We start from the raw sequence: 12,120 nt of genomic DNA on the forward strand, positions 1-12,120 counted from the left end.
GTTCTTTTCGAGAGTTTCCAGGATCCATGCGCGCCCGGCCGGGCCCGCGGTCTGCCAGGTCCAGCTCATACGGCGGCGCCTCTTACGCCAGGAGATCCATCGAGGCGCTTGGGCCTGGCTTCCTGCGATGTTGTGCACCAGATCCGCGAGCCATGCGATGCATGCGACGTAGTCGTCGTCGGGCCAGGTACTCAGGGCCTTACGGCGGCGGGCCAAGCTCCGGATTTCGAGCACTGCCCAGTAGGTCAGCACGGCCGCCACTGTGTCGTCGTCAACCGGTCGCGCCTCTGCCACCGCGTCCTCCCCCGTGATCAACGATGCCGCACTCTAGCTCGGTCCCACCCGGGTGGCCGGCCTGCGGTCGACAACGGCGAGAGGTTGGCTCCGAGGCTCACAGCGTGGACAGACGCCCTTGACCGACATGACCAGAAGGTACCTCGGCATGAGGCGCACGCTTTCCAACTGTGCTGGTGGGGCGGTGCACCGAATACCGGCGCGTTCACCTGCGTTCACGGACGTCGTGGCCTCGCGTCGTGTCGGACTCGTAGTCTCGCCTGAACGGCGGTGAACGGGTCTGAAGCTGAGGGTGAACGGGTCTGAATGAGACGGAACCTGAGACGAGCCGACGAAGTCCCCTGCCACTCGACACCGCCAGGGTGTCGAGGACGGTTAGGCATGCTGACACGGCTGATGGCCGGGACAAACGACTCCGCATCCGCTACCCGATACGGGCCGACTTCCACCTCGGCATGCTCCAACTTGCCTGCAGCATCACCTGCTTGAGACGCCTGCGAACCTCATTCTGAAACGATCAGCGCGCGAAACCCTTAAGGGTCTAAAGTCGGTGCCTGTTACAGCAAGTTGGGGCGCGGGGTGATACCCGTGAAGGGGAGGGGCCCGATGTCGCACGACGACGATGGAGAAAACCCGGCGCCTAGATCTGGCGCACTTACGTACGCGGTGATGACCGCCGAGGCGCGGCGCCAGGCGGCGCTGCCCAGGCCCACGGCACGCAGGCGTCGAGAGGCGGACGTTCGCACGGTGCGGTGGTGGCGGGTGCGGACGCTGCGGAGCATCTCGGGTCTGTCCACCCTGGTCACGGCGCTGGTTTTCGCGTGTCTTGTGTTGGCGATCTGCCTGCTGGTCGGCTCTTCGATAATGCCTGACGCCTGGTACCCGCTTGTGGTGTCGGTGGGGCTGGCGCTCTACGGGGCCTACCGTCTTCGTGGAGTCCCTGGGGCGACGGCCAGGACCTTGGCCAGTGCGGCGTGTGCGCCCGGCCCGGTGCCCAAGCGGTATGCCTTGGTGTACGACCCGCCCTGGGGCGGGATCGCTCTGCTGGTGTTGTTCCCGGCCGACGGGGGCGACGACGTCCGGCCTGATGGGATCGTGGAACTCATGCCTTTGCCACAGCCTTGGCTCCGGTTCCCTGGGGCGAGCAAACTTCCGGCCGACCTGCCGGTGGAGCCCGCCGGCAACCTCGAACTCCGTGGCGCAAGGGATGGATTGCCGATGGGCATCCCCTGGATCGATGGGCAGGCGTACTGGCCCAAGCGCTCCTACGGCCCCGATGACCTGATGGGAGGGGAGGGCCGAGCCCTGATCCTTCGACTGCTCGCGGACGCCACCGCGGAAGCGGACTCCATCGATTTGTGACCTCATCACCCGGGCGGCTGTCCGGCGGGAACGATGGGCGTTGGCGGGGCGAGGTGGCTGCGCCAGAGGACTCAGCCCTGTCGGCAGCTCGGCCCACCTGTCGAGCCTAGGGCGGTGGGGCCAAGGGCGGGCCTTGCAGCAGCAGGATGGTTGCAGCGCGCATGCGGACGGTGCCCGCGCATGCGCGCACTCCGCCGTCGACCGCGGTTTCGACGCCCCGTGAGGAAGAACCTGCCGTCCAGATTGATGCCACCCTCGAGTCGGTGCCCGAGGTGCGGGGCTTGACCGAAACCTGGTGGCGGAGCAAGGACTCACTCATCGCCCTTTGCCGCGGCGAGGCTGTCAGCATGGACGCCCTGAGAGGCATCGAAGCCCATGTCTACGGTGACCTCGACGAATGGGGCCTCCACCGGCGGCTGATCGCCAGTGCCCTGACCACATACCTTCGCCGAGTTGAGCGGGTGTGGGGCCATTAATGTCAACGACCTGGCCGAGGCATCCGCCTATGCTCGGCTCGTGCAGCCGCTTTCCGACCGCAGCAATCCGTTGATCACGGCGTTCCCAGCCGAGCTTGCAAGCGATGCCGAGGCAGTCCTGGCGGTGATGCCTGATTCTCGGTTCCAGCCGCATGCCTCGTTCTCGGTCGCTGTCGAAGGCCAGCAGGTTTTGATTCCCGGGCGCCTCTACAACGACGAGCCGTCAACTGACAGGGTGGCGTCGCTTACGTCGCGCCAACAACAGCTTCTGCACTGCCTGTACTCAAGACACTGCGACGGCATGGTCAGGCAGCGCCACCTGGAGAAGTTCGTTGGTTCGACGGACCCATGGGTCGTCCCCTTCGTCGTGCAGCTGGTTGGCGAGTACGTCTTGGAGATCCTGGTCGTCATCTGCGATGAGCTCCGTGATCTCACCACGCCCGGCACCGGCGGCCACCTCGCTTACGGGCAGTTCCTGTCGGACAACCCCGCCTTCTTCGCTCGCACTCAACGGCGGGTCGTGAGCTACTGGAGCTGCTACTACCGGGGCGTCTATGCGAGTTTTCGGGGCTACCCGGGGTGCACGATTCTTGACCTCCTACGGTCCGCCGCCTCCGACAGATCAGGACATCCCTGGCCCAACCTCACTCCAGCCGGCGCCCGGGTGGACGGCTACTGCTAGGACCCGGCCGGGCAAAGTCGCCGGACTGGTCAAACGGCATCGGCGAGGGGAGACCCCGGCCGGGGAAGACGACCCCGAGGCCGACTCTCTTGCCCGTACCCCCGTTACGCCTGCCTACCCGCAGATCGTCGCCGTGTTCACCAGCGGCGCCGGCCGGTAGCGCGCGAGGGAGGTCTGCCAGACACCGGGCAGCGGCACCGATCCCCGACACACAGAGGGGATGCGCTCGAAGCTCGTCGCCCGCGGCATCCTCACCGAGCCTGAGGCAGGGTTGTTCGCGCCCTCACTACGAAGCCTGGCGTGCAACGCGAAGGTCCGTCGACAGCAGCCGGCATGAGGTACCGACGGTCGGATCGACGATCGCCATCGCTGCACCTCCGAGCGGTCCCGTGTGCTGCTGGCTGGGCTGTTCCCGGCCACCGTACTGCGTCGGGCTATCCGTGATCGAAGAAGCCTTCGTCCGCGATCGCAGAGACGGCGGATTCGATGTTCTCGCGCGTGACACTGGGGACCACCAGCAGGCGCCTGGCCTTGAAGTGCCCGAGCCGGGCCGTCTCGCTGGTCACTGACTGTGCAAGTCGAACCGGGTCGTACACCTCGACGACCTGCCTGTCACCGTGCCACGTGACCGTGACATCCAGCCAGCCCTTGGCCTCCTGTATTGCCCAGTCGTACTCGTCCATGGGTGCAGGCCACTCGATCCGAAAATCCATGACCGCATCCTGCCGCACACACGACTGCCGCGACTCGCGCTGCACGAGACCTCACATAACGACCTCTGCGCCATGACCTGCTCGAATGCGGGTGCGTCACCGGCCTGGCCAGGCGCGATGGCGAACGCGAGGGGACTGCCGTGGCCTTCCGCGGCTAGGTGGATCCACAACGACCGACAGGTCCGCCGGCCGTCATCCTCCCGTAGGACATGCGCCTTGTAGGGGCGGGCGTGGTCTTCAGCATGTCCGCCCAGGTCACTACGGCTGTAGCGGCAGCCCAGGTAAAGGGTGCCCCTCGACTGCTTAAGAGCCGTCGTTGACCGCGGCTGACCGCACGATCTGGCATGGCAGTGACATGGGGACTGCTTCGTCCCGAAGTGAATTGGGTGGACGCGCTGCCTTGGGTTGGTGTGGCGTTCACCTGCGTTGAAGGTCCACACGCGTCCGTGCTCGTGCCGGTGTGCGTCGGCGTTGTCACGCAGTTGGACAGGAACTCGTGGAAGTCTGGTCCCATGAATGGCACGACGAACCCCGGTAATCCGAACAATATCCAAGTAGGTGATATCTACGAGGACTGCTCGTTCCACCCAGTCCTGTGCACTGCGGTCGACGAGGTGGCGGGTGTGGTGCTCAGCGGCGTCTCCCTGATCGACGGCACCTTCCCCCGCTCCTGTGACGCCCTGCACTGCGGGCCCATCCGCATCCTCATCGAGGACGTCATGGCCATCAAGCAAGACCTTGACGGCTACGCCCGCCGGCGAAAGACAGAGCTACGGGCCAGTGACAGCATCTGATCCGTAGCTCTAGAGATCGGTCAGTGGTGGTCATACGGGCCGTACTTGGGGCACAGGGAGGTGCTACAGGATGGGATCGGTTTCCGTGATTGGCGTACTTCGCTGCTGTACCGCCGCCTCAGGAAGTCTCGTGAGTACAGGGACAGGCCCGCACGCCTCTACAGACCGCGCAGTGCGTCGTACAGGTTGTTACAGGCTGACCAACAGATGACACTGCCGTCGTCGTACAGGCTGCCCATGTACCAGTCGTCGTCATGGACAGGCTTCACGAGGCAGAGGTCGTGGAATCCGAGAACGATCTCCGGGTGCAGCGCCTCGTCGGGGGCTCCGGGGCGCCCTACCCATTTGACCGCCCGGTTCGGCCCCAGGGCGACAGCCTCTTTGTCCCCGGATACGTCGCGGATCTGCTGAAGGGACCATCCCGGGGGTAGCCGTGCGTCTGCCATACACCGATGATCTCACCCGCCAGATGTGGAGCACCTCCATTAGGAGCGAGGTTGGCAGTCACGTGTCTGACCTCGAGGTTCCCTGTCTTGGGCGGAGTCCGGCGGCCGTGCCCTTGGTACCCCTATTCCCCGTGGTTCCCTGCCCGTTCTGGTTCCTGCCCGTTCAGGCACGAGAGTGGCTCAGAGCCGTGCACGGGTGATCCTCTCGATGCCTGTTGACCATCGACTCGACATGCCAGACTGCGGTCATGGAGGAGATCTACCAACTGTGGTTGGCAGCCGCCCCGAGCCCCATACCCGGGGACGAGGCTCGGATCGATTGGAATTGCAAGGACGATCCGACCCCAGCTTTGGACGAGGGCTTGCGTCGCGCCTCCTACTTGTATGTCGGTTCCTGGAGTGCCGAGCACGAACCAGAGAACCTGCGGGCGGGTGAAGGGCACTGTCCCGCCAACCGGCTGTTCAGCTGGCTTTTCTACATCGGGACGATAGATCGCTTTCAAGCGCCGTTGCTTGACGAAGAGCTGATGGCCCGGTTGGTCGAGCTCTACCGTCCGCGTCCCGGAGACCTTCCAGCCGACGCGATCGAGCTCCCACGGTTGGAGAGCTTTCTCCGCCAGCACTTGAGGCTGTACCTGCTCCCTCAGGAAGCAGGTCGAGATGTGTACAACCAGATGCAGCACTGAGGTCGGCGGAGCCTGCGCGGTTCCGTCCGTCTACCGAGGCCGACGCCACCGATTTCCGGGTCGGCGGAGACTGACCAACGGGATCCGCCGGCGGGTCCGAACCGGCGCTCCGTGGCGGGATCTGCCGTCGGAGTATGGACCGTGGCAGACGGTCTATGGACCGTTCCGTCGCTGGCAACGGAACTGTCAGCTCCCCCTTTTCAAAGCCCGCATGTTCACCGAGTCGATCGCGCACCGTGACCAGTCCAACTGCCCACGGCTGCCGAGCTCGTCGAGGACCAGGTGGTGGAGCTTCGCCCACACCCGGGCCTTGCTCCACTCGGAGAACCGGCGGTGAGCCGTCGCCCCGGACGGCCCGAAGGATGCGGACGGAAACTGCTGCCACGGGCAGCCGGACGTAGCCACGAACACGATGGCGGCCAGCACCTCCCGGTCGCCGTGCCGACGGCGACCACCGCCCTGCGGTCGTGTCGGCGCCTCCGGAACCCCCCGCTGGAACATCTCCCACAACGCGTCCGGCACCAGCCGCTCAACGATTCCCACCACGATCGATAACACGACTGAGCCAAATGAGATGACGTCATCGGGCTACGGGATGCGCGCATCCCGTGCTCTGTGCTGGCTGTTGGGCGCCAGGGCGGTAGCTGTGCTCGTGAAGCCCCTGTGGGGCATGCCGAAGCTGGCCGCAAGGCCCGAAAGCACCGCCAGGCGGACCGCCCAGAGCATCTCGAAGACCAGTGACACCACCGATCCCCTCGATCCCAACGGACCGCTCGACCGACGCATGACCTCACAGCGATTCAAGAAGACGGGGCGCGTGAGCAAATGATCGCCGGATCGCTGCACACAGAGCGCCACCCCAAGAGTCAGAGATCCGGGCTCCGCGCCCGGCAGATAAAAGAGCTCCGTAAACGGTTCCCGGCTGTCAGCACGATCGAACAGCCACCGTTCCAACTCGGAGGGAACCTGGCCGACCAGCGCCGCCTCGTCCGCATGGACTTGCGGCCCCCGACGCGCATCGATCGAGACTCCACGCAAACCCTCAGCCGCGAAGTGGACCTTCAGACCCACGTCGGAGTGGGTGTGGCACACGACGTCCCAGCCAGGGTAGTGCCGGCGCGTGGCCGGAAGGACACCGCCGAGGGCAGCGGACGCCTCGTCGGAAGTCATTCCAAACCGCAGTGGACCCACGCTCACGAACGGATCGAAGATCCACTGCTGTCGTTCGTTGTCCGCCAAGACGTGCCATGGGTCCAAGCGCCGCAGCCTACGACGCCGAAGCCCACCGTCCATTCCGACCACGAAGGTGACCAGTTCACCCTGCTCCGACACCGATCACCCCACGATCCAGCCACCGAAGTCAGCCGCCGAACCGATCCAATGCCCTCCGTCGCCAGGCTGGACGGCAGCCTTCGGCTGATCCAGCTCGACATATCGATAACTCCACCCCAGCCCACCAACGGCACAGGCCCTAGTTGGCGTCGTTCGCCAGACGGAGCGCTCTGCCCCGAGTCACTCTTGCCTGCCACGAAAAAGGGGTTCCCGGGCTACATCTGGTCTGGGCATGATTCCCACCGTGCATGTGGACAGGGAACATCGCGGGCAGGGGCGGTACACGCTGGCGGACACGGAAAGCGGCCATGTCTGGGGCGTCTGCGCCGCGGTGGAGGGGCTGTTCAGGGAACCCAGGCGTGGGACGTACGAACTGTTCGGGTGGATTCCGGACGGAGTCGAGGTGCGCGGCTGGGTCGGCAGCCGGGTGTGGCTGGTGCCGGAGGACAGGACACTCGATGCCTGGCTGCTGGAGGACGCGGAGAGCCTTGGACAGTCCCCGGGGACGGACGGCCTCGTGCTCACGGGTATCGACGACTACGAGGGGCCGCCCGAGGGGCACAGGGCTCCGGTCCGGCTGCACGACGGATACCGGTGGCTGGGCTCCTGCCGGGAGTTCGCCCGCGTCCTGCCGCCCGAGGACGCACCGCCCCCGCTCGTCCTGCTCGGACTCGCCCCGGGGGATCGACTACAGCGGGCACTGACGACGGGCACCCGCCGCGCGCTGGATCTCGAGGAGGCCCAGCTGGAGATACGGGACGACAGAGGCGAGCCGCTCACCGACCGGTTGCTGTGGCCCAAAGTGCGCACGTGGCGCCCGTCCTCCCGCGGGACGGACCTGATCGATCTGGAACTCGACGCAGAGCTCGCCCCCGTACCGGGACACGCCCGGCCCGTCTGGGAACGCTGGTTCGCCGGGCCGCCGGACACCCCTGGCGCCTGGACCGAGCTTGAGACCCGGCAGCGCGGGGCATGGCTCGATCTCGTCCGGGAGCGAGGCTGCCGGCTGAAGCACCAGGACCGGCCCGCCGGACACGCGTACGAGCTGGACGGCCGCCACATCACCGACGAACCGGGCCTCTACCTGGCACTCGGCGAGGCCGTCAACGGCCCGGGCGGCTACTTCGGCGGCTGTCTCGACGCCCTCGTGGACTGTCTGCGCGGCACTTTCGGCTACACCGCCCCCGCAACCCTGCTCTGGCGGAACGCCGCGACCTCGCGCGAGCACCTGTCCCACCTCCTGACACCGGAAGGGGAGCAATACGACCTGGTCGCCCTGGTGCTCGAAGTCCTGACCGAGGGCGGGATGCACGTGACCTGCACGTGAGTTGGTCACGCTGCCACGGTATTGGCTCAACGCCGCTGTCGCGCCGTCGGGCTACTACGCGCCTCGTACAGGGGCCGACGTAGGAATCAGTCAACGGCGGACAGCCTTGTGCCACCAAGGACCGCACCCGCTCGAGCAGTTGGGCTCGCGACGTCGTCCGTCGGTGATCGCGAGCACCGCAACCAGCAGTCGGAACGCGTTCCGACGTTCGTCGCGCGGAGTGAGAGAAGCGGTCTTCCCCAGTTGATGGCGTGTGCGTGGGGTGCAGACCACTGCTCTGGTGTTGGTCAGACCTGCTCACCCGAGTTCCCCACGTGGACGCCGGCACTGGGTAGCCCTGTCCTGCTGTGAGCCAGCGAGGGACGGCTTGGTTGGATGCCCGCATGACGGATTGGTCGCAGTTGAAGCACGCGTATGGCGCCGCCGAGGACATCCCGGCCCTGTTCGAACGGCTGGGCACAGAGCCCAACGACGAGGTATGGAGCGAGCTGTGGTCACGCCTGTGCCATCAGGGCAGTGTCTACTCGGCGAGCTTCGCTGCTCTTGCTCTGCTGGCCGATCTGGGAGGCGAGGCGGGCAAGGACGGCGACAACGCCCTGCTCCTGGCCGGAGCGATCGCCGCTGCTGCCGATGATGAGACCCGCGGTCAGCACGGCGCCCTGATCGAGCGGCTGCGGGCTTTGGCTCACGCTCGGATCCGCCGCCCCGCCGAGCCCGGCTTCTACGTCTATCTGCTGCAGACCGCCATGGCGCTTGACGGTGTCCCCGTCTGGTCCTCGGCCCTGGAAGGCTTGGCCGACGGGACCATCGAGGTGTTCTGCCCCGAATGCGAGATGGGGGTGTTCGTCTCCATCGGTGAGGGCGGCTACTTCTCCGCCGTCGGGGACTGGGAGCCCGGCGATCCGGAGGGCTCACCGCTTCGCGCTGCTGCGTCGGCCGACCTGGAGGGGCCTGCGCGCGTGCTCTATGACGCGGCCCGCGAGGCCGGCGTCGACAGAGTCGCGCTCGCCCTCACCTACTTGTTCGGCGAGGGAACGTGCGGCGAGTGCGGCGCCGAGTTCTCGATCGCCGAGCAAGTGGCCGAGCAGTACTGAGACGCCGAGCGACCAGGCCGGCCGGAACGGAGAACCCATGTCTCTGCTCCGGCCCTGGCCAAACCTGCTCAGGTGATCTCCCCATCCATCGTGTGCGCTTCCCGGGCGTGCCCGGTGGGCTCGTATCCATCGGAAAGTCTGCGTCCGCAACGAGTCCGCAGTTCACCACCGACCTGCCCCGGAACGGAAGTTCTGCCCGCGCGCATGCCGAACGGCATCCCGCCGCAGCGAGGCCCAAGTCCTTGCCTGCCGCTCCTCAGCCGCCGGGACGGGCGGTCTCGGCGGTGCGGCAGAAGCGGCGGTCGCGGACCGCCATCCGGGTACGTGGGCCGGCGGCGCGGAGGACGACGTCCAAGGCCCGGTCGGGGTCCGCGGCGTAGGTGTTGCTGAACCACGCCATGTTCGCCTCGACCACCGCCCACTGGTCGGTGGCGCCGTGCTCGGGTGGGGTCAGGAACCCGACGTCCACCACCACGGCGCTGGGCAGGCTGTCGCCGCAGCCGGCCAGCAAGTCCTTCGCGAACGCCAGGACGGCGTCCTCGTGGCGATGGCCGTCGAGGGGCTGGGCGTCGAGGCGGCCGAAGGTGGCGTACTGCGAACCCGTGCGGACCTCGCCGTCCAGGACGTAGAGGCGGAACTCCGTCGCCCAGGTCACCACATCGCTGATCTGCACGGGGACGTCGGGCGGCAGCTCGGGCCCCGCCGGGAGCCGACCACCGTCGGCGTAGACGGCGGCCGGGAAGCTCTTGTCGGTCGGCGGCTTGACGAAGGCCGGCCGGGTCAGGCGACGGGCCTCGCCCATGGTCGCCATGGCGATATGCCGTCCCGTGTATGCGGCGGGCACGGTGATCAGCCAATCGTCGGAGGGCTCCAGGAGCGCCAGCTCAAGTTCGTCCACGACGCCCGCCGCGAAGACGGGGCCGCCGTAGTAGTGGCCGCCGCGCCTCCCCGTAGTGGTGCCCGCGCCGCCCTGGGTGGGCAGGACTTCGACGTCCATGCCCCGCCGACGTGCCGACGTCGCCAGCAGCTCGGAGGTCGTGGTGTACTGCGGCGCCAACGCCAGGAAACCGTGCTTCGTCACGATCGATGACCATGCCATCGGTCCGGTCGGGCAGTCCACCGGATTCGGGCCCGCGCCCCGGGATCCGAGGGCCGGATCCGCGGCCGATCCGAGTTTCGCCGACGCCTGGTGGGTGTGGACCGTGGCGTGCCGTCGACGACGGTCATGTTTCGAGCGCGCCGTGGCGTGTGGATTTTCGGCGTCGAGGCCGTTGGCAGTGGATGCGCGCGGGTACTACGCGAAGTTCCATTCCTCTTGGGGCAGTGAGTGCCAGAGGTCGCACCATTCGTGCATCAGGAAGAGTGGTCGGGTCAGCATGATGTCGCCGGCCCGTTGGGAACGGATCGCCAGGCCGAGATCGGTGCAGATCGGGTCGCCCGCGACGCTGAAGGACAGCCGTGCAGTGCGGTGGAGAAGCCAGTTCTCCATCTGTGACGGCACGCAGCCGGTCAACGGCACGTCGTCGAGTCTCACTTGGGGGCCGCTGAGCGCGTTCACCGCCACGCATCCCAGGCGGTCGTCTCGGAAGAGCCCTCTCACGGCGGTGGCGGCGAAGTCGGCGTAGACAAGCTGTTGCCGCCCACCGACGTGGGAGTAGGACGTCACGGTCGGCTGCTCGTCCAGGGCATCGGTGATCTCCTCCAGCGTCATGCCGAAGTGCAGCGGGCCGACTCCCACGAGGGGCGTGAACGTCCACTCTGCGCGCTCCTCGCCCCGCGCGATCCGCCACGGCCCCTGCTGCCCCGGCCGGCTTCCAGGGACCGCAACGGGTACCTCGGGCGCAGACTCAAACTGGACCGCAGGTTCAGTCGCGGTCCAATCCGGGTGCCGGCGTCCGGGCAGTTCCTGGGCCGCGGTGTCGACCGGCTGCTCGGCCAGCCATCTGATCGCAGCCCCTTGGCCTTCGTCCCACGGGTCGTCGGCCACACTGTCTGTCTTGGCCAGGGTCGCGCGGCGTTCGTCCTCTGCCGCGATGAGGCCCTCGATGTCCTCGCCCCATGCCGCCAGGCGCTCCCGGGCGATCCATCGGTAGGAGGAGTCCGCGCTCGCGGCCAGGACGTTGCGGACAAGCGGCGCGTGGCGCGGTATGGACGAGGCGAGTAGCGGATCGGCGAGCAGCAGAGCGGTGGCGGCGACGGCGGCCTCCCTCACCCGTGGATCGCCGTCCTCGCAGAAGGGTGCGACTTGGGAGTGGAGCGCCGGGCGCGCTGCCCGTGCCGCGGCCAGGTCCTGCGGTGCCCCGAGCTGCTCTGTGGCGTCCAGACGGGCGATGTCCGCGAACGCGACCAGCCAGTTCAGCAGTTCGGCACGCAGTGGTCGCTCGCCTGCCCTGCGCTCCCACCGGGCCACGGCGAGGGTGCGTGGGTCATCGAGCAGGGGGGCGACGACCAGGGCGGCTGGTGCGGTCGCGGGGTACACGCGCCCTCGGTTGAGCAGCAGCCGGTACAGGTATCCCACGGCCCTCACTCGATCCACCGGGTCGGCAGAGAGCGTCGCGGCGAGGACGCCCGGCGTGTCAGGAACGCTGTGCCGGCCCGTGCAGACGGGCGGTAGCCCCTCCCAATGGGTACGGGTGAGTTCCGCCCGTGCTCTGGACGGCAGGGTGTCGGCGCAAGCTTCCCAAGGTCGCGTGGGGGTCTCGTGATCCACGTCCGCAGTGTTCCAGCCGGATCTGACATCTGAGCTGCCGGTTCCCGGCACCGGCGGGAGATGCGCGTGGCGTGTCCTCCGTCGCCCCGGTCACCGTCACAATGTCACGAGCCTGTTCAGAGATGGCTCCCTCTCGGTGTGATCAGACGGCAGCGTCGCTCCTATGAGGCACTATCACCGGGACATTCCGAATCCCGGGGGACT

Annotated in this window: 12 protein-coding genes and 3 pseudogenes; 7 read left to right on the plus strand and 8 right to left on the minus strand. The window is 67.3% G+C overall.

Going from position 1 to position 12,120, the window contains the following annotated elements; translation table 11 throughout:
• Positions 1-900 precede the first annotated feature (900 nt).
• The gene (locus ACZ4TO_RS01235) at positions 901-1,656 is read left to right on the plus strand and encodes a hypothetical protein (RefSeq protein ID WP_468023049.1); all 756 of its coding nucleotides are present in this window, start codon (positions 901-903) and stop codon (positions 1,654-1,656) included.
• A 516-nt stretch (positions 1,657-2,172) separates the two neighbouring features.
• Entirely contained in the window at positions 2,173-2,814 is a 642-nt protein-coding gene (locus ACZ4TO_RS01240; RefSeq protein ID WP_468023050.1) for a hypothetical protein, read from the plus strand.
• Between the two features lie 434 nt (positions 2,815-3,248).
• Here the strand turns inward: ACZ4TO_RS01240 and ACZ4TO_RS01245 are convergent, their stop codons facing one another.
• Positions 3,249-3,497, minus strand: coding sequence for a hypothetical protein (locus ACZ4TO_RS01245; RefSeq protein WP_385038320.1), 249 nt, complete (start codon positions 3,495-3,497; stop codon positions 3,249-3,251).
• A 95-nt stretch (positions 3,498-3,592) separates the two neighbouring features.
• Positions 3,593-3,691: pseudogene (locus tag ACZ4TO_RS01250) on the minus strand (IS5/IS1182 family transposase); the annotation flags it as partial.
• Positions 3,692-4,039: 348 nt separating this feature from the next.
• Between ACZ4TO_RS01250 and ACZ4TO_RS01255 the strand changes: the two are divergent.
• Positions 4,040-4,321, plus strand: coding sequence for a hypothetical protein (locus ACZ4TO_RS01255; protein WP_468023051.1), 282 nt, complete (start codon positions 4,040-4,042; stop codon positions 4,319-4,321).
• Between the two features lie 158 nt (positions 4,322-4,479).
• Here ACZ4TO_RS01255 and ACZ4TO_RS01260 read toward each other — a convergent pair whose 3' ends face one another.
• Positions 4,480-4,767, minus strand: coding sequence for a hypothetical protein (locus ACZ4TO_RS01260; protein ID WP_468023052.1), 288 nt, complete (start codon positions 4,765-4,767; stop codon positions 4,480-4,482).
• Between the two features lie 248 nt (positions 4,768-5,015).
• Between ACZ4TO_RS01260 and ACZ4TO_RS01265 the strand changes: the two genes are divergently transcribed.
• Together ACZ4TO_RS01265 and ACZ4TO_RS01270 are read left to right on the plus strand one after the other, a co-directional pair.
• Entirely contained in the window at positions 5,016-5,453 is a 438-nt protein-coding gene (locus ACZ4TO_RS01265) for a hypothetical protein (RefSeq protein ID WP_468023053.1), read from the plus strand.
• A pseudogene (locus ACZ4TO_RS01270) lies at positions 5,428-5,577 on the plus strand (hypothetical protein); the annotation flags it as partial. The gene ACZ4TO_RS01265 and the pseudogene ACZ4TO_RS01270, both read left to right, overlap by 26 nt.
• A gap of 48 nt (positions 5,578-5,625) precedes the next feature.
• Here the strand turns inward: ACZ4TO_RS01270 and ACZ4TO_RS01275 are convergent.
• Positions 5,626-5,954 (minus strand): annotated as a pseudogene (locus tag ACZ4TO_RS01275) (transposase); the annotation flags it as partial.
• A gap of 87 nt (positions 5,955-6,041) precedes the next feature.
• Positions 6,042-6,710 (minus strand): hypothetical protein, encoded by a 669-nt coding sequence (locus ACZ4TO_RS01280; protein WP_468023054.1) that lies wholly within the window; start codon positions 6,708-6,710, stop codon positions 6,042-6,044.
• Between the two features lie 307 nt (positions 6,711-7,017).
• Between ACZ4TO_RS01280 and ACZ4TO_RS01285 the strand changes: the two genes are divergently transcribed.
• Positions 7,018-8,112, plus strand: coding sequence for a barstar family protein (locus ACZ4TO_RS01285; protein WP_468023055.1), 1,095 nt, complete (start codon positions 7,018-7,020; stop codon positions 8,110-8,112).
• Positions 8,113-8,202: 90 nt separating this feature from the next.
• Here the strand turns inward: ACZ4TO_RS01285 and ACZ4TO_RS01290 are convergent, their stop codons facing one another.
• Positions 8,203-8,385 carry a DUF5958 family protein gene (locus ACZ4TO_RS01290; RefSeq protein WP_468023056.1) on the minus strand — a complete coding sequence of 61 codons (183 nt, stop codon included), beginning with the start codon at positions 8,383-8,385 and terminating at the stop codon, positions 8,203-8,205.
• Between the two features lie 110 nt (positions 8,386-8,495).
• Between ACZ4TO_RS01290 and ACZ4TO_RS01295 the strand changes: the two genes are divergently transcribed.
• Positions 8,496-9,206, plus strand: coding sequence for a hypothetical protein (locus tag ACZ4TO_RS01295; protein ID WP_468023057.1), 711 nt, complete (start codon positions 8,496-8,498; stop codon positions 9,204-9,206).
• Positions 9,207-9,462: 256 nt separating this feature from the next.
• Here the strand turns inward: ACZ4TO_RS01295 and ACZ4TO_RS01300 are convergent, their stop codons facing one another.
• The gene (locus tag ACZ4TO_RS01300) at positions 9,463-10,305 is read right to left on the minus strand and encodes an ATP-grasp domain-containing protein (RefSeq protein WP_468023058.1); all 843 of its coding nucleotides are present in this window, start codon (positions 10,303-10,305) and stop codon (positions 9,463-9,465) included.
• Between the two features lie 195 nt (positions 10,306-10,500).
• Positions 10,501-11,724 (minus strand): hypothetical protein, encoded by a 1,224-nt coding sequence (locus tag ACZ4TO_RS01305; RefSeq protein WP_468023059.1) that lies wholly within the window; start codon positions 11,722-11,724, stop codon positions 10,501-10,503.
• Positions 11,725-12,120 lie beyond the last annotated feature (396 nt).

The sequence above is a fragment of the Streptomyces sp. NPDC028298 genome (assembly GCF_055565895.1).